Genomic DNA, 16,441 nt, shown 5'->3' on the forward strand with positions numbered 1-16,441 from the left:
AACGCGGCGGGACACCGGAGGACATCCTGGCGATGATCTTTGGCGTCTGCTTCTTTGGCGCCTTCGTCCAGATCGGCCTGAGTCGCTGCCTGGGCCTGTTGCGCCGAGTGATCACACCATTGGTGACCGGCATCGTCATCACCCTGATCGGCATCAGCCTGATCAGGGTGGGCGTCACCGACCTCGGCGGCGGCGCCAAGGCCGCCAACTTCGGTGCACCGCTCAACCTGGCCCTCGGTGGCCTGGTCCTGGTGATCATCATCGGCCTGAATCTGTCACGGCGACCCTGGTTGCGGCTGTCGGCGGTGATGATCGGCCTGCTGGTGGGCTCCCTGGCCGCCTGGAGCTGTGGCCTGCTGAAACCCCAGGCGCTGCCGGATCTGCCCCTGATCAGTGTCCCCCTCCCCTTTCGTTTCGGCTTCGCCTTCGACTGGTCGGCCTTTTTGCCGGTCGCGCTGATCTATCTGATCAGCACCCTGGAAACCACCGGCGACCTGACCGCCAATTGCCTGATCTCGCGGCAACCCATCGAAGGCCCCGGCTATCTGCGACGGTTGCGGGGCGGGGTCCTGGGTGACGGCGTCGCCTGCCTGCTCGCGGCCACCTTCAATACCTTTCCCAGCACCACCTTCGCGCAGAACAACGGGGTGATCCAGCTGACCGGCGTGGCCAGCCGCCATGTCGGCTACTGGATAGGCGCCATCCTGCTGGTGCTGGGCCTGTTTCCCATCCTGGGCGCCGTTCTGCAGCAGATTCCCAAGCCGGTGCTGGGCGGTGCGACCCTGGTGCTGTTCGGCAGTGTCGCCGCGGCTGGAATACGGCTGCTGGCGCAGTGCACGCTGGATCGCCGCAGCCTGCTGATCATCGCCACTTCCCTTGGCGTGGGTCTCGGCGTCGCCAGCCAGCCGACACTGCTGGATCAGTTGCCGCCACTGGTGAAGAGTCTGTTCGATACTGCGATCACCAGCGGCGGCATCACCGCCATCCTGCTCAACCTGCTGCTGCCCGAAGAGCGCAGCGCAGCGCTGACGGAATGCCGCTCGCCGGCGCCACACCCATAAAAGAGCCCTTGTGTCCGGGACCGGGGGTACGCTATTGATGCCTGCCGCGCCTTTGGATCCTATCGTTGTCATGACCCTTCTCGTACCCGCCCATCACGCCGGCCAGGACAAGCCGGCCGGACGCATCCGGCAGAAGAATGAGGAGTCGATCCTGAGCGCGGCGGAGGAAGAATTCGCGCGCCATGGCTTCAAAGGTACCAGCATGAACACCATCGCCCAGCGCGTCGGGTTGCCCAAGGCCAATCTCCACTACTACTTCAACAACAAGCTCGGCCTCTATATGGCGGTGCTGGGCAACATCCTCGAACTCTGGGACAGCACCTTCAACCACCTGACCGTGGAAGACGACCCCGCCGAGGCCCTCAGCCGCTACATCCGCGCCAAGCTGGAATTCTCGCGGCGCCAGCCGCTGGCCTCGCGGATCTTCGCCATGGAGATCATCGGTGGTGGTCACTGCCTGTATGAATACTTCGATCAGGACTACCAGACCTGGTTTCGCAGCCGGGCGGCGGTGTTCGAGGCCTGGATCGCGGCCGGCAAGATGGATCCGGTGGATCCGGTCCACCTGATCTTTCTGCTGTGGAGCAGTACCCAGCACTATGCCGACTTCGCCAGCCAGATCTGCCAGGTGACGGGACGCAGCCGCCTGACGCGGCAGGATTTCGACGAAGCGGCGCGGACCCTGACCCATGTCATCCTCAAGGGACTGGGCCTCCAGGCGCCATGACCTTCACCCTGATCCGGGATGCCGCCTTTGAAGAAGAGGTGCGCAAAAGTCGTTTTCTGGCCCTCGCCGCGCCCGTTTCCACGGTGGAAGCGGCCATGACCTTTATCGAGCGCGTGAGCGTACCGACCGCGACCCACAACTGCTGGGCGTGGAAGCTTGGCAACCAATACCGCTTCAATGACGACGGCGAGCCCGGCGGCACCGCGGGCCGGCCCATCCTCGCTGCCATCGAGGGGCAGGATTGCGACCAGGTGGTGGTGGTGGTCATCCGCTGGTACGGCGGCATCAAGCTGGGTACCGGCGGACTGGTGCGTGCCTATGGCGGTTGCGCTGCGCGCTGCCTGCAGCAGGCGGACAGGCAGCCGCTGGTGGTGCGGCAGGACTACGGCTTCGCCTGTACCTATGCGGAGTGGCCGCTGATCAAGGCGCGCCTGGCCGCCTTGGCGGTGGTGCTGCTCGAAGAGGACTACCAGGCGCTGGAGATCGCCCTGCGGATCGCCGTAGAACCGCAGCGTCGCGACGAGGTGGCGACCTTGCTGACCAATCTGAGCAGTGGTCGGATCGTTCTACGCTCGCTTTAGCGGCACGACCTTTGCTGTCTAGTGGTGCATGCCTTTCCGACTTGCACCGCCCTGGCGCATTCCTGTGCTCTACCCGGGTTGTGTCTTGTCTGGCGGCAAGACTGAACCTGCCAAGAGCTGCAGCCCGCCCCAAAAGCGCGCATCAAGCAGCCGTCAGGCATGTTTTTGGTGCAACCCTTTCAGATGACTGCCCTGATGAACGAATTGCCTTCTGCCGTGGCGACCCTGGTCCACAGTGCCAATACCCTCTTTCTCCTGCTCGGCGCCGTGATGGTGCTGGCCATGCACGCCGGCTTCGCCTTTCTCGAAGCCGGCACCGTGCGGCACAAGAACCAGGTGAATGCCCTGTCCAAGATCCTCGCCGACTTCGCCATTTCCACCCTGGTGTACTTCTTCGTCGGCTACTGGATCGCCTATGGCGTGACCTTTTTCGCGCCGGCCCAGGTGCTGACCGCCGACAGCGGCTACGGACTGGTGAAGTTCTTTTTCCTGGCGACCTTCGCCGCGGCCATTCCGGCGATCATCTCCGGCGGTATCGCCGAGCGGGCGCGCTTCGTGCCGCAGCTGTGCGCTACGGCGCTGATCGTGGCCTTCGTCTATCCCTGTTTCGAAGGCCTGATGTGGAACAACAACCTGGGGCTGCAGGACAGCTTCGAAGCGCTGTTCGGGGCGCGCTTTCACGACTTCGCCGGCTCGGTGGTGGTGCACGCGGTGGGTGGCTGGCTGGCCCTGGCGGCGGTGATGCTGCTGGGGCCGCGTCAGGGTCGCTATCGCGAAGGCCGGTTGGTGGCCTTTCCGCCGTCGAACATTCCCTTCCTGGCGCTGGGCTCCTGGATCCTGATCGTCGGCTGGTTCGGCTTCAACGTCATGAGCGCCCAGAGCCTGGCGGGTGTCAGCGGACTGGTGGCGCTGAATTCGCTGATGGCCATGGTCGGCGGGACGGCGGCTGCCCTGCTGCTCGGGCGCAACGATCCCGGCTTCCTGCACAACGGTCCCCTGGCGGGACTGGTCGCCGTCTGCGCCGGCTCCGACCTGATGCATCCCATCGCCGCGCTGACTACAGGCCTGGTGGCGGGCGCCCTGTTCGTCTGGGCCTTTACCGCGGTGCAGACGCGCTGGAAGCTGGACGATGTGCTGGGCGTCTGGCCATTGCACGGCCTCTGCGGCGCCTGGGGTGGCATCGCCTGCGGTCTGTTCGGCCAGACGGTGCTGGGTGGCCTGGGCGGGGTAAGCCTGCTGGCGCAGCTGGCCGGCACGGCCCTGGGTATCGCGATCGCCCTGCTCGGTGGACTGGCCGTCTACGGGCTGCTCAAGGCCGTGCTGGGCTTGCGGCTGAGTCAGGAAGAGGAATACCAGGGCGCCGATCTGTCGATCCATCGCATCGCCGCCAACAGCCACGATGGCTAGTGGCCCAGGTTACCCACAGCCAGCGTGTACAGTAATGTGGATAACCCGTGCATGAAGTCACGAGAACGCCACGGAGACCGGTCTGGCGGCGACTGGTGAAGAAATGAGCACATGCGGTGTCGTGGCGGCAACCGTGGATGGCGGGCAGCCGGTAGCCGGCCAGTAACAGTAATCGGTAGAGTGGGCGATCCTTTTTCCAGGAGTGCCCCATGCCCGCCCTCTCGACCCTGCTGCCCTGGCTCCGCGAGGTGGACCGCACCACCCTGAAGGCGGACCTGGGTGCGGGTCTGCTGGGCGCGGTCCTGGCGCTGCCCCAGGGCGTGGCCTTCGCCACCCTGGCCGGACTGCCTCCGCAATATGGCGTCTATGGCGCCGTGGTGCCCTGCATCGTCGCCGCCCTGGCGGGTTCCAGTCGCCATGTGGTGACCGGTCCGACCAATGCCAACTCCCTGGCCCTGCTGGCAGCGCTGTCGCCGCTAGCGCTGGCGGGCTCCGGCCCCTACATCGACCTGGCCCTGGCGGTGACCCTGCTGGTCGGTCTGTTGCAACTGACGGTGGGCGCCCTGCGCCTGGGCGCCGTGGCCAACTTCATCTCGCCTTCGGTGCTGCTCGGCTTCATGAGTGGTGCGGCCGTGCTGATCGGGCTCTATTCGCTCAAGGACCTGTTCGGGTTGTCGCCGCCACTGGGCACCTCGGCCTTCGGCGTCCTCGGCTATGTGCTCGCCCATCCGCTGGCGATCCACTGGCCGTCGCTGGTCATCGGTGTGGTGACCCTGGTCGCCACCCTGCTGCTGCGCCGGCTGCGCCCGCGCTGGCCGACCATGCTGCTGGGCCTGCTGGCCGGTTGCCTGAGCGCCTGGATCCTGGAGCGCAGCGTGCCGGGCGCGGCCCAGGGGATCGCCACGGTCGGACGGATCCCCTCGGCGCTGCCGCCCTTCCATCTGCCCGACGTCACCCTGCAGGACCTGGGCAATCTCTCCGGGATCGCCGTGGCCCTGACGCTGGTGGCCCTGGGGCAGTCGCTGTCGATCGCCAAGGCGGTGGCCCAGCGCTCCGGGCAGCGGCTGGACGTCAATCGCGAATTCCGCGGCCAGGGCCTGGCCAATCTGGTCGGCGGCTGCTTCTCGGCCTATGTCTCCTGCGGCTCGCTGAATCGCTCCATGCCCAATTTCGAAGCCGGGGCCCGTACGCCGCTGGCGGCAGTGTTCGCCGCCCTGCTGGTGGTGGCGCTGGTAGCCTTCGGGGGTGCCCTGATCGCCGCCATTCCACTGGCGGCCATCGCCGCCACCCTGCTGCTGGTGGCGCGCGGCCTGCTGGACCTGGGGCGCTGGCGCGAGGTGCTGAGGGTCAGCCGCACCGAGGCCCTGGTGGCCGGGGTGACCTTCCTGGCGACCCTGACCATTCCCCTGGACCGCGCCGTGCTGCTAGGCACGCTGGTGTCCCTGGTGGCCTATCTCTATCGCACCTCGCACCCCGCCATCCGCCCGCTGGTGCCGGATCCCCGTACCCCCGAGCGTCGCTTCACCCCATTGGACGAACTGGGCCAGCCGGCGCAGGAGTGTCCGCAACTCAAGCTGGTGCGGGTGGAAGGCTCGGTGTTCTTTGGCGCCGTACCCCATGTCGGCGATCAGCTGGATGGCTTTCGCCGTGCCCAGCCTGGCCAGAAGCACGCCCTGTTCATGACCAAGAGCATGAATTTCATCGACCTGGCGGGTAACGACCTGTGGCGGCGGGAGTGGCGCGAGCGCCGGGCCCAGGGCGGTGATCTCTATTTCCATCGTCCCCGCACGCCGGTCCTGCAGCTGTTCGCCAAGACCGGGTTTCTCAAGGAGCTGGGCGATGGCCACGTCTTCTCGTCCAAGGATCAGGCCCTGCGCAGCATCTATCCGCGGCTGGACCCGGAGGTCTGCCGCACCTGCACCGCGCGCATCTTCGTCGAATGCTCGGCGCGCGCGGCGGAGCAGGCGCCAGGCGCGGACGCCACCCGGACGGACTGCTAAGCTGGCGGTTTCCTTCTGCCGCCGGAGATTTCCATGACCGCTGCCCTGCGTCTCGCTCGCCGCCTCGCCCTGACCGCCCTGCTGTTGCCCGGCCTGGCACTGGCCCATGGTCATCTCAAAAGCGCCGAGCCCGCCCCCGACAGCACCAGCGCGGCACCGAAGCAATTGAGTCTGAGCTTTTCCGAAGGGATCGAGGCGTCTCTCAGTCAGGTGCTGTTGCAACGTCAGGATGGCCAGGCCAGCACGGCGATCACTACCGGCAAGGTCATTTCCGGGCGCGACGAGCGCACCCTGGACGTGCCGCTGGATGCGCCGCTGGAACCGGGTCGCTACCAGGTGAAGTGGCGCGTACTGGCCAAGGACGGGCACAAGACCCAGGGCGATTACCGCTTCACCGTCCAGTAAGGATGGACGGCGGACTGGCGACGCCCGATGCCTGGCGCCCCGTCGCCCGTACCCTGCTGCTGCTGCCGCTGCTGCTGACCTGGGGCTATCTGGCCCTGGCGCTCTGCTTGGGTCGCCCCGGCTTGCGGCTCTGGCTACTGGCACGCGCCCGCCTCTCGGCCCGCCTGCTGGGCGCGCTGCTGCTGCTCGGGATATCGAGCCAGTTGCCGCTGCAGGCCGCGCTGGTGGGCGAGGGCTGGACGGATGCCTTCAACCTGCCGCTGTGGCAGCTGTATCTGGCCACCGAGGCCGGCCATGGCTGGCGCTGGCAATTGCCACTGGGTCTGCTGCTGGCGTTGTGGCTGCTGGTGGGGACCCGGGATTCACGGCAGTCGGTGGCTATGGGGATTCAGCGGCCTGCTGCTGGCCAGTCTGGCCCTGGGTGGCCATGCCGCCGCGACGGCGGCCGGGTTAGGCCTGGCGCACCAGCTGAACCAGGCCCTGCATCTGCTCACCACGGGGCTCTGGCTGGGCAGTCTGCCCGGGGTGCTGCTGTGCCTGGGGCAGCCGCCCCCGGACCTGAGGGATGACGTCCAGCACTTGCTGCGCGGCTACTCGCTGCCCGGGCAGATCTGCGTGGCGCTGGCCTTGCTCAGCGGCGCGCTCAACAGCCTGCTGATCCTGGGGCCGGACGGCCTGCTGCGGCTGACGCCCTACTCCGCTCTGCTGCTGGCCAAGGTACTGGTGGTGGCGACGATGGTCGTCCTGGCCCTGGCCAATCGTTATCTGCTGGTGCCGCGATTGGGACAGGGGCCGCAGGCATGGCAGCTGCTGCGCCGGGCCACGGCCATGGAGATCGCCCTGGGGGTGGTCGCCGTCGCGCTGGTGGCGGTCTTCGCGGGGCTGGATCCCTTCAGCTGAAAGTCGGGGCGCCCGCTGGCGCCCCGGCACGCCTCAGAAATAGACGTTCATGCCCAGGTAGATTTCCTTGCTGCTGTCGAGCTGGCTCGAGCCGAGCTTGGCGCCGTCCTGGTCGATATCGGGCTTGGCATTGCTGCGCAGGTAGCGATAGCCGGCTTCCAGGGAGGTGCGCTCGTTGACCTGCTGCAGGATGCCGGCCTGGACCCCGGCCACATAGCCGAGGTCGCTGTCGTGGCCGAAACTGGAACCATCCTGGGTGACCCGGGCGACGCCCAGGGTCCCGCCACCGAACAGCTTGGTATTGCTGCCCAGGGGATAGAAGGCATCGTAGCTGCCGGTCAGGTCCTGCTGCTTGAGCCCGAGGCCAGCGCTGCTGCCGCTGGCCTGGTCGAGGGTGGCATAGTAGCGACCGGTGTCGTTCTGCTGACCGAGGCGCAGCCCCCAGGTGTTGCTGCCATCGATGGCACCATCGGTATCGGGGCTGTTCAGGTTGCGGTCGAGGGCGTGGCTGTTGCTGAAGTTGTCGTAGCTCTTGCCATAGGTGAGGCCGGCGAAGTTCTGGGTATCGGCGGCAAAGACCTGATGACTGGCCAGGGCCAGCAGGCCGAAGAGGACGACACGGGATTTCAGGGCGTTCATGGTGAAAAGCTCCTCACACGATGCGAATACAGCCCGACCGGCTGCGCGGCCATCTTCGGCGGCGGCGGATTAGCGGCGGATTAAGGGGACTGAATCGGAGCTGAACGCTGAGGCACGACGCGAGGAGTGAACCGGACCGCCCGTTGCAGGCGGTCCGGCTTGAAGGCGATCAACGCTGACGGTGGTACTCGGTCACGCGTTGCACTTCTTCCTTGGAGCCCAGGAACACCGCTACCCGCTGGTGCAGGCCATCGGGCTGGACGTCGAGGATGCGCTGGTGACCGTTGGTGGCAGCGCCACCGGCCTGCTCCACCCAGCAGGGCCATGGGATTGGCCTCGTACATCAGGCGCAGCTTGCCGGGCTTTTCCGGTTCGCGGGCGTCGCGCGGGTACATGAAGAGGCCGCCACGGGTAAGGATGCGATGGACGTCGGCCACCATGGAGGCGATCCAGCGCATGTTGTAGTTCTTGCCCAGGGGACCTTCCTTGCCGGCCAGCAGTTCGTCCACGTAGCGCTTGACCGGGGCTTCCCAGTGGCGCTGGTTGGACATGTTGATGGCGAATTCGGCGGTGGTCTCGGGGATGGTGATGTCTTCGTGGGTCAGCACGAAGCTGCCCAGCTCGCGATCCAGGGTGAAGCCCTTGACGCCGTCGCCCAGGGTCAGCACCAGCATGGTCTGGGGACCGTAGATGGCGTAGCCGGCAGCGACCTGCTCGGTACCCTTTTGCATGAAGGCTTCTTCGGTCACATCACCGGTGGTGCTGCTGACGAAGTCCTTGCGCAGGATGGAGAAGATGGTGCCGACGGAAACGTTGACGTCGATGTTGGACGAGCCGTCCAGCGGGTCGAACATCAGCAGGTAGGCGCCCTTGGGGTAGTGACCGGGGATCTGGTGAACCTGGTCCATTTCCTCGGAGGCCATGCCGGCCAGGGTGCCGCCCCACTCGTTGGCTTCCAGCAGGATCTCGTTGGACAGCACGTCCAGCTTCTTCTGCACCTCGCCCTGGACGTTCTCGGTGCCCATGCTGCCGAGCACGCCACCCAGCGCCCCCTTGGACACCTCGTAGCTGATGCGCTTGCACGCCCGGGCCACGACTTCGATGAGGAAGCGCAGGTCGGCCGGGGTCTTGTGGCTGCGGGTCTGCTCGATGAGGTAACGACTGAGGGATATCCGGGACATCGCGGTGCTCCTTGTAATGATGGGCGCGAGTGTAGCGCCAAAGCTCAAGCTCCGTCTCAAGCAGAGCGGACCGACAGGCCGGGTCTGCCAGCCAGTGCCGATTTGCTGCTTCCTCGACCAGGTGAGAAAGCGATCAGCGCTGACGGCCGACCGGGAACGGGCGCCTAGGGCGCGTCCGGGGTCTCCACGGCCAGCAGTACGCCTCGGCCAACACGGAGGTTTTCGGCGCTGGGATAGACTGCCGAGCCGGGTTCCAGTTCAGGCCGGCGACTGTCCAGCTGTATCACCCAGTGATGTCCGTCACGTGACTGGGGCAGACGCAGCTCGATCTCCTCCCGACGTGGCTGGAAGGCCAGCCAGATTCGCGCCGCCTCGGGTTGATCCTCGCCATCGAGGGATTCCAGGGTGAGCGCAAGCGGCAAGCGGCCCCCGGCTTGCCAGCGACCGTCATCCATCGACACGCCATCGGCATCGAGCCATTCGATCCTCACCCAACCACGGGAATCGGGGCGGCCCAGCAGCCGCTGTGCCTGCAAGGCCGGCAATTCCTGGCGTAGCGCCATGAGGCGACCGACGAAGGCGCTCTGCCGTTGCCCGGCGGGGCTGCCGGCCTGCTGCCAGTCCAGCCAGGACAGTTCGTTGTCCTGCACATAGGCGTTGTTGTTGCCCTGCTGGGTGCGACCGAATTCGTCGCCGGCGGTCAGCATGGGTTCGCCACCGGCGAGGATCAGGGTCGCCAGCAGGGCGCGCTGGTCGGCGGCGCGGGCCTCCTGGATGGCCGGATCGGCGCTCGGGCCTTCGACGCCGTTGTTCCAGCTCTTGTTGTCGGTGGTGCCGTCGCGATTGCCCTCGCCGTTGGCTTCATTGTGCTTCTTGGCGTAGCTGACCAGGTCGGCGAGGGTGAAGCCGTCGTGGGCGGTGATGAAGTTGACGCTGGTGCGCAGCAGGCGATCGCCCGCGCCGAAGAGATCGGCGCTACCGGCCAGGCGGGTGGCCAGGGCGCCACGCAGCCCCTCGTCACCGCGCCAGAAGCGGCGGACGTCGTCGCGGAAGGCGTCGTTCCATTCCTGCCAGGGCGCGCGAAAGGCGCCGACCTGATGACCGCCGGGACCGATGTCCCAGGGCTCGGCCACCAGTCGCACCTGGCGCAGGACCGGATCCTGGGCCAGCGCCTGGAGCAGTGGTGCGTCACGATCGAAACCGCTTTCCAGGCGACCCAGCGCCGGTGCCAGGTCGAAGCGGAAGCCGTCGACGCCGGCGGTGGTGACCCAGTGCCGGAGGCTGTCCAGGGTCAGGCGCAGCGCTGGCGGGCTGTACAGGGCCAGGCAGTTGCCGCAGCCCATGTCGTTGATATAACGCGCCGGATCGTCCGGCTGCAGGCGGTAGTAGCCGGCATTGTCCAGGCCGCGCAGATTGAAGGTGGGGCCGAGTTCATCGCCTTCGCCGGTATGGTTGAAGACCACGTCGAGCAGCACCTCGAAGCCGACGGCCTGCAGGGTGGCTACCGTCTCGCGCAATTCGTCCAGGGCCTCGTGCCCGGCCAGGCGCGGATCGACGGCGGCCATGAGCACCGGGTTGTAGCCCCAGTAGTTGGCCAGGCCCAGGGCCGGCAGATGGCGGTCGTCGGCCCAGGCGGCGATGGGCAGCAGTTCCAGGGTGGTGACGCCGAGGCGGTGCCAGTGCTCGATCAGCGCGGGATGCCGCAGCGCTGCCAGGGTGCCGCGCTGGCGGGCCGGGACCTTCGGATGCAACTGGGTCTGGCCGCGGACGTGCAATTCGTAGATCAGCCCGGCATCGCGTCGCTTGGGCGCGGGCGTCAGGGCGTCGAGCGAAGGCAGGACGATGGCCTTCGGGACATGGGCGCCGCTGTCGCGCTCGTCCGGGCGGCTGGGGTCTTCGGGGTGGAAGCCATAGGTGCTGGGGTGCAGCTGGAACGGCCGGTCCACCGCCAGGGCCCAGGGATCCACCAGCAATTTTTGGGCATTGAATCTGAGCCCGTCCTGGGGCCGATAGGCGCCCTGGGCACGCAACCCATATCTTAGGCCTGGCTTGGCGCCAGGTAGAAAACCATGCCAGACGCCGCCCTCATGTTCGCGAAAGGCCAGGCGCTGGGTCTCGGCCTCACCCTTGGCATCGTAGAGGCAGAGTTCGACGGCTTCGGCGGCAGGGGACCAGACGGCGAAGTTGATCCCGCCGTCGACGACGGTGGCACCGTAATGGGCGGGATTGCCCGCTTCGAGGCGGGTGAAGGTACGGGGCATGGGGACTCCGGTGACGGGCTTGCGGGGCGGATACTGCAAGGATGTAGACGTCGTGGAAGGCAGGGGTTCTCAGTCGGGGAGTGGCTGATCGTGGCCATGGCCAGCCGCCGTAGGCTGGGTTGAGCGTAGCGAAGCCCAGCACATCCTGCCTGGGCGCCGGCTCTGTCGTGGCCCTTATCGCGGCCATGGGCCGCTCCTACGGATGGCCTGTAGGAGCGGCCGCAGCGGCGGACCGCCATGGCCGCGATAGACCCTATAACGACTACAGCGCCTTCCAGATCTCCGTGGCGTATTCGCGGATGGTGCGGTCGGAGGAGAACCAGCCCATGCTGGAGGTGTTGATCACCGCCGATTGCCACCATTTGTCCGGCTGCTGCCAGCGCATTTCAACCTGGCGCTGGGCGTCCCAGTAGGCATCGAAGTCGGCGCAGACCAGGAAGCGGTCGTGCCAGGTAAGCACGTCGAGCAGGCTGTTGTAGCGAGCCGGATCCTCGGGGGAGAACTGGCCACCGCGCAGACCCGCCAGGACCTGGGCCAGGCGTGGCGAATTCTCGATGATGTCCGAGGAGATGCCGCCGCTGCGCTGGCGCTCCTCCACCTCGGCCGCCTTGAGGCCGAAGATGAACATGTGCTCCTCACCGATCAGCTCGCACATCTCCACATTGGCGCCGTCCAGGGTGCCGATGGTGAGGGCGCCATTGAGGCCGAACTTCATGTTGCTGGTGCCCGAGGCTTCCATGCCGGCGGTGGAGATCTGCTCGGACAGGTCCGCCGCCGGAATGATGACCTCGGCCAGGCTGACGTTGTAGTTGGGCAGGAAGACAACCTTGAGCAGGTCGCGGGTCAGGGGATCGTTGTTGACCACCTTGGCCACATCATTGGCCAGCTTGATGATCAGCTTGGCCTGGTGATAGCTGGCGGCGGCCTTGCCGGCGAAGATCTTGACCCGCGGCGTCCAGTCGCCGTTGGGGTTGTCGCGGATGGCCTGATACAGCGCGATGGTCTGCAGCAGGTTCATCAGCTGCCGCTTGTACTCGTGGATGCGCTTGATCTGGACGTCGAACAGCGCGGCGGGGTCGAGATCGATCTCCATCCGCTGTTTCACCAGGCTGGTGAAGGTGTCCTTGTTGCGTTGACGCTGCAGGGCGAAGCGCTCGCGGAAGTTGCTGTCGTTGGCATAGGGCTTGAGCTGCGGCAGGGTCTTTTCCGGATCGTGCAGCACGCCCTGGCCCAGGGTATCCACCAGCAGGTCGGTGAGCGCCGGATTGGCCTGGTGCAACCAGCGGCGGAAGGTGATGCCGTTGGTCTTGTTGTTGATGCGATCCGGATAGAGTCGGTGCAGCGAGCGGAAGACCGTCTTGCGCATCAGGTCGGTGTGCAGTCCCGACACGCCATTGGTGCTGTGCGAGCCGAGGAAGGCCAGGTTGCCCATGCGCACCCGGCGACCCTGGCTTTCGTCGATCAGGGAGACATAGGAGATCATGGCGCCATCGGTCTCGCCGCGGGCGCGCAGGGAGTCGAGGAACTGCGCATTGATCAGGTAGATGATCTGCATGTGCCGCGGCAGCAGGCGCTCCATCAGCTGCACCGGCCAGGTCTCCAGCGCCTCGGGCAGCAGGGTGTGGTTGGTGTAGCTGAGGGTGCCGACGGTGGTGCTCCAGGCGGCGTCCCAGGGAATGCCGTGGACGTCCACCAGCAGCCGCATCAGCTCGGCCACGGCAATGGCCGGGTGGGTGTCGTTGAGCTGGATGGACACGTGCTCGGGCAGGCTGAGCAAGTCGTTGTGCTGCTTGAGATGACGGCGGGTCAGGTCGGCCAGCGAGGCGGCGACGAAGAAGTACTCCTGGCGCAGGCGCAGTTCCTGGCCGGCTTCGCTGCTGTCGGCCGGATAGAGCACCCGCGAGATGCTCTCGGCGCGCGCCTCGTTGGCCACGGCGCCGACATGGTCGCCGGCGTTGAAGGTTTCCAGGTGGAGGATCTCCAGCGGTCGGGCGCGCCAGAGTCTCAGGGTGTTGGCGCCCTCCCCGCCCCAGCCGATCACCGGGGTGTCATAGGCCACCGCACGGATGCGTTCGCCGGGCGTCCACACCTGGCGGCGCGGATCGCCTTCGCCGTAGGGCGCGACGTGACCGCCGAAACCGATCTCGTACACCACCTCGGCCCGTTCGAACTCCCAGGGGTTGCCGAAATCCAGCCAGTTCTCCGGCTGCTCCAGCTGGAAGCCATCGGCGATCACCTGGCGGAACAAACCATGCTCGTAACGGATGCCATAGCCATGGCTGGCGATGCCCAGGGTGGCCATGCTTTCCATGAAGCAGGCGGCCAGCCGGCCGAGACCGCCGTTACCCAGGGCGGCGTCCGGCTCCAGCCCGCGGATGCGCTCCAGGTCGACGCCGAGGTCGGCCAGGGCACGGCGGGTCTCTTCGAGGATGCCGAGGTTGGACAGGCTGTCGATCAGCAAGCGACCGATGAGGAATTCCAGTGAAAGGTAGTAGACCCGCTTCTGGCCGGTGCGATAGGCGTCGCGGGTGCGACTCATCCAGCGGTCGACGATGTAGTCACGGGCGGCCAGGGCGGTGGCCTGGAACCAGTCGTGGTCGAGGGCGTTGTCGGGGTCCTTGCCGACGGCGTAGGTGAGCTTGGAGAGGATGTTGGTACGGAGCGCGGAAACTTCGTTGGGCGAGATGAAGCGGGGTCTTGTCATCAGGATTGACCTCTACAAGCGCTTGAGCTTTGTCTGAAAAGTACCTGCGCATCGGTGATGCTGCGTTGAAAATCAACTCAGAATGCTCATTTACCGCTCGTAAACTGCGCTTCCTCGCTGATTTTTGCCTTGTCTCACCTTCACTCGGTGACCTTTCAGACAAGCCTGGGAATCAGATCGCGAAGTGGCCGCGGATAATGCGGCGCGTGCCGTTCACCCTACTTTTAGGCGAAACGTCGGGCACGTCCAAGCTTTTTTCGACACATCAGACGGTTAGCCGTCTCCCCTCTCCGCTCTCTAGCCCGAGGTTTTCATCATGCGCAAGACCCTGCTCATCACCGGTGCAAGTCGCGGTATCGGCCGCGCCACGGCCCTTGGCGCCGCTCGCCGCGGCTGGAATGTCGCCTTCAACTATCGCCAGGACGAGGCCGCGGCCCGGGCCACCCTGGCCGAGATCGAGGGTCTGGGCGTGGAAGGCCTGGCACTGCGCGGCGACGTGGCCGACGAAGCCCAGGTGCTGGCGCTGTTCGAGCGCACGGTGGCGCGCTTCGGCGGGCTGGACGGCTTCGTCAACAATGCCGGGATCGTCGACCATTCCCAGCCATTGGTGGACATGAGCGCAGAGCGCCTGCGACGGATGTTCGAGGTCAACGTCTATGGCGCCTTTCTCTGCGCGCGCGAAGCGGCCCGTCACCTGTCGCGGGAACGCGGCGGCCGCGGGGGGGCCATCGTCAATGTCTCCTCCATCGCCGCCCGCCTGGGCTCCCCCAACGAATACGTCGACTACGCCGCCAGCAAGGCGGCGCTGGACACCCTGACCCTCGGCCTGGCCAAGGAACTCGGTCCGCACGGGGTAAGGGTCAACGCGGTGCGACCGGGCGTGACCCTCACCGACATCCATGCCAGCGGTGGCCAGCCGGGGCGTGCCGAGCGCCTGGGCGTGACCACACCATTGGGGCGTGCGGGTGACGCCGAGGAAATCGCCGCCGGCATTCTCTGGCTGCTGTCGGACGAAGCCTCCTACACCACCGGCGCCCTGCTGGATATCGGCGGTGGACGCTAGGGCCGGGCTCTGTACGAACAATCGCCGAGCGACGGTCAGGCGAGGCGAAAAACGCTGAGGAAGCGGAGTTTACGAGTGGTAAATGAGCATTCCGAAGTGTTTTTTCAACGAAGCATCACCAAGCGCAGGCATTTTTCGTACAGAGTCTAGTCGCGTCGGGGCGTGAGGGCGTTCAATACCTGTTGCGACAGCGCATGGTAGAGCGGCACCGGCATCAGCCAACCGGAGACGGCGGCGGCCAGCAGACAGGCCGCCAGCACCGGCAGCGCCATGTCCGGGCTGTGGGCCAGCTCCAGGGTGATGACGGTGGCGGTCAGCGGGGTACGGGTGACGCCGGCAAGGTAGGCGGCCAGGCCCAACAGGGCGCATTGCGGCAGGCTGATGCCCGGCAGCCAGTCGACCAGCCAGGGGCCCAGCGCCGCCCCCACCGCCAGCGAGGGCGAGAACAGGCCACCTGGCACCCCGGCCAGGTAGGAGACGACATTGGCGAGGAATTTCCACAGCAGGAAGTCGCCCCCGGTCACCGGCTCGCCGGCCAGGATGGCATGGGTCTCGGCATAGCCGGTGCCGAACACATGCTGGCCGGAAAGCAACCCCAGCGCCGCCAGCACCAGTCCGCAGCCGGCGGCGAAAGCCACCGGACGCCGCCCGCGCAGGGCGTTCAGGCGCCCCAGCCAGCCCCGGTCGGTGGGCAGCACCAGGCGGCCGTAGCAACCGCCCAGCAGTCCGCCGACGACGCCGATCACTGCCACGCCGATCCAGCCCAGGCCCCAGGTCAGGTGCAGATCCAAGGCGCCGAGATAGCTGTAGGGGCCGACGATGCCCAGGGTGACGATGCCGCCGAGCAGCACGGCGGTCAGCACCAGGCCGCTGAAGCGCTGCTCGAAGGTGTGGGTCAGTTCCTCGATGGCGAAGACCACCCCGCCCAGGGGCGTGTTGAAGGCGGCGGCGATCCCGGCGGCACCGCCGGCGAGGATGAGTCCGGACAGGGTGCGGCGGCCATGCAGGCCGAGGCGCTTGCCGAAGCCATAGAGCAGCGCGGCGCCCACGTGTACCGTAGGTCCTTCGCGGCCCACCGAGCCGCCCACCAGCAGGGCGCCGGCGGTGAGCAGCAGCTTGGCCAGGGCGATGGGTGGCGCCAGCAGCCGGGCACGCAGATCCGCTTCGGGTCTTTCGAGGGTGGCGATGACCTGGGGAATGCCGCTGCCACGGGCATCGCGCAACACGCCTTGCGTCAACCAGACCAGTCCGGCGAAGCCGAGCGGCGTCACCAGCCAGGGCCAGATCGCACTGTGCCGTAGCATTTTCTGGAAGAGGCCGAAGGAGGCATCGGCCAGCCAGGCGAAGGCCAGACCGGCCAGCCCTACCAGCACCGCGCCGACCCAGAAGGCGATGCGCTGGCGCCACTCGCGCAGCCGACGGCGCCGGCGATGGCGCAGCAGATGCAGCCGACGCCGGGCGGCGACTTCGGGATCGGTATCGGGAAAGACGGGATCGGACATGGAGAAGAGG

12 protein-coding genes and 1 pseudogene (1 of these 13 running past the window's edge) are annotated in these 16,441 nt (G+C 66.7%); 8 read left to right on the forward strand and 5 right to left on the reverse strand.

The window, feature by feature from the left end:
* The 7 genes from QE444_RS20715 to QE444_RS20745 form a co-directional block, all read left to right on the forward strand.
* A protein-coding gene (locus QE444_RS20715) for a nucleobase:cation symporter-2 family protein (protein ID WP_309741453.1) crosses the window boundary here: on the forward strand, window positions 1-1,061 show its 3' portion. 316 nt of this gene lie to the left of the window's left edge; only the last 1,061 of its 1,377 coding nucleotides appear in the window; its start codon lies beyond the left edge, outside the window; its stop codon occupies window positions 1,059-1,061.
* Between the two features lie 70 nt (window positions 1,062-1,131).
* Window positions 1,132-1,788 carry a TetR/AcrR family transcriptional regulator gene (locus QE444_RS20720; protein WP_187980146.1) on the forward strand — a complete coding sequence of 219 codons (657 nt, stop codon included), beginning with the start codon at window positions 1,132-1,134 and terminating at the stop codon, window positions 1,786-1,788.
* Window positions 1,785-2,369: a YigZ family protein gene (locus QE444_RS20725; RefSeq protein ID WP_273861859.1), complete on the forward strand. Its 585-nt coding sequence runs from the start codon at window positions 1,785-1,787 to the stop codon at window positions 2,367-2,369. The genes QE444_RS20720 and QE444_RS20725 overlap by 4 nt, the downstream gene beginning before the upstream one ends.
* Before the next feature lie 195 nt (window positions 2,370-2,564).
* Window positions 2,565-3,776, forward strand: coding sequence for an ammonium transporter (locus QE444_RS20730; RefSeq protein WP_187981250.1), 1,212 nt, complete (start codon window positions 2,565-2,567; stop codon window positions 3,774-3,776).
* Window positions 3,777-3,985: 209 nt separating this feature from the next.
* The gene (locus QE444_RS20735; protein ID WP_309741456.1) at window positions 3,986-5,776 is read left to right on the forward strand and encodes a SulP family inorganic anion transporter; all 1,791 of its coding nucleotides are present in this window, start codon (window positions 3,986-3,988) and stop codon (window positions 5,774-5,776) included.
* A 33-nt stretch (window positions 5,777-5,809) separates the two neighbouring features.
* Entirely contained in the window at window positions 5,810-6,181 is a 372-nt protein-coding gene (copC, locus tag QE444_RS20740; RefSeq protein ID WP_133862510.1) for a copper homeostasis periplasmic binding protein CopC, read from the forward strand.
* 294 nt (window positions 6,182-6,475) lie between these two features.
* Window positions 6,476-7,081: a CopD family protein gene (locus QE444_RS20745; RefSeq protein ID WP_309741458.1), complete on the forward strand. Its 606-nt coding sequence runs from the start codon at window positions 6,476-6,478 to the stop codon at window positions 7,079-7,081.
* Between the two features lie 33 nt (window positions 7,082-7,114).
* Here the strand turns inward: QE444_RS20745 and QE444_RS20750 are convergent, their stop codons facing one another.
* The 4 genes and pseudogenes from QE444_RS20750 to QE444_RS20765 form a co-directional block, all read right to left on the reverse strand.
* Window positions 7,115-7,720: an outer membrane protein gene (locus QE444_RS20750; protein ID WP_187980150.1), complete on the reverse strand. Its 606-nt coding sequence runs from the start codon at window positions 7,718-7,720 to the stop codon at window positions 7,115-7,117.
* A 169-nt stretch (window positions 7,721-7,889) separates the two neighbouring features.
* Window positions 7,890-8,901 (reverse strand): annotated as a pseudogene (locus QE444_RS20755) (class 1 fructose-bisphosphatase).
* Window positions 8,902-9,065: 164 nt separating this feature from the next.
* Window positions 9,066-11,162, reverse strand: a complete 2,097-nt coding sequence (gene glgX, locus QE444_RS20760) for a glycogen debranching protein GlgX (RefSeq protein WP_309741461.1) — start codon at window positions 11,160-11,162, stop codon at window positions 9,066-9,068.
* A 262-nt stretch (window positions 11,163-11,424) separates the two neighbouring features.
* On the reverse strand, window positions 11,425-13,866 hold the full coding sequence (locus tag QE444_RS20765) for a glycogen/starch/alpha-glucan phosphorylase (protein WP_133862515.1): 2,442 nt from the start codon (window positions 13,864-13,866) through the stop codon (window positions 11,425-11,427).
* Window positions 13,867-14,182: 316 nt separating this feature from the next.
* On the opposite strand from QE444_RS20765, the gene QE444_RS20770 reads away from it, so the two are divergent.
* Window positions 14,183-14,929, forward strand: coding sequence for an SDR family oxidoreductase (locus tag QE444_RS20770; RefSeq protein ID WP_133862516.1), 747 nt, complete (start codon window positions 14,183-14,185; stop codon window positions 14,927-14,929).
* Window positions 14,930-15,075: 146 nt separating this feature from the next.
* On the opposite strand, the gene QE444_RS20775 is transcribed toward QE444_RS20770, so the two are convergent.
* Window positions 15,076-16,431 (reverse strand): chloride channel protein, encoded by a 1,356-nt coding sequence (locus tag QE444_RS20775; RefSeq protein ID WP_280311399.1) that lies wholly within the window; start codon window positions 16,429-16,431, stop codon window positions 15,076-15,078.
* Window positions 16,432-16,441: the final 10 nt, after the last annotated feature.

The sequence above is a fragment of the Pseudomonas sp. SORGH_AS_0199 genome (genome assembly GCF_031453735.1).
Taxonomy (GTDB): domain Bacteria; phylum Pseudomonadota; class Gammaproteobacteria; order Pseudomonadales; family Pseudomonadaceae; genus Chryseomonas; species Chryseomonas aestiva.

Excerpts from the sequence above, each read along its gene's own strand:
- QE444_RS20770 (WP_133862516.1), top strand. The coding sequence starts at position 14,183 with ATGCGCAAGACCCTGCTCATCACCGGTGCAAGTCGCGGTATCGGCCGC.
- glgX (WP_309741461.1), bottom strand. The coding sequence starts at position 11,162 with ATGCCCCGTACCTTCACCCGCCTCGAAGCGGGCAATCCCGCCCATTAC.
- QE444_RS20750 (WP_187980150.1), bottom strand. The coding sequence starts at position 7,720 with ATGAACGCCCTGAAATCCCGTGTCGTCCTCTTCGGCCTGCTGGCCCTG.
- QE444_RS20720 (WP_187980146.1), top strand. The coding sequence starts at position 1,132 with ATGACCCTTCTCGTACCCGCCCATCACGCCGGCCAGGACAAGCCGGCC.
- QE444_RS20745 (WP_309741458.1), top strand. The coding sequence starts at position 6,476 with ATGGCTGGCGCTGGCAATTGCCACTGGGTCTGCTGCTGGCGTTGTGGC.
- QE444_RS20765 (WP_133862515.1), bottom strand. The coding sequence starts at position 13,866 with ATGACAAGACCCCGCTTCATCTCGCCCAACGAAGTTTCCGCGCTCCGT.
- QE444_RS20775 (WP_280311399.1), bottom strand. The coding sequence starts at position 16,431 with ATGTCCGATCCCGTCTTTCCCGATACCGATCCCGAAGTCGCCGCCCGG.
- QE444_RS20725 (WP_273861859.1), top strand. The coding sequence starts at position 1,785 with ATGACCTTCACCCTGATCCGGGATGCCGCCTTTGAAGAAGAGGTGCGC.
- copC (WP_133862510.1), top strand. The coding sequence starts at position 5,810 with ATGACCGCTGCCCTGCGTCTCGCTCGCCGCCTCGCCCTGACCGCCCTG.
- QE444_RS20735 (WP_309741456.1), top strand. The coding sequence starts at position 3,986 with ATGCCCGCCCTCTCGACCCTGCTGCCCTGGCTCCGCGAGGTGGACCGC.
- QE444_RS20730 (WP_187981250.1), top strand. The coding sequence starts at position 2,565 with ATGAACGAATTGCCTTCTGCCGTGGCGACCCTGGTCCACAGTGCCAAT.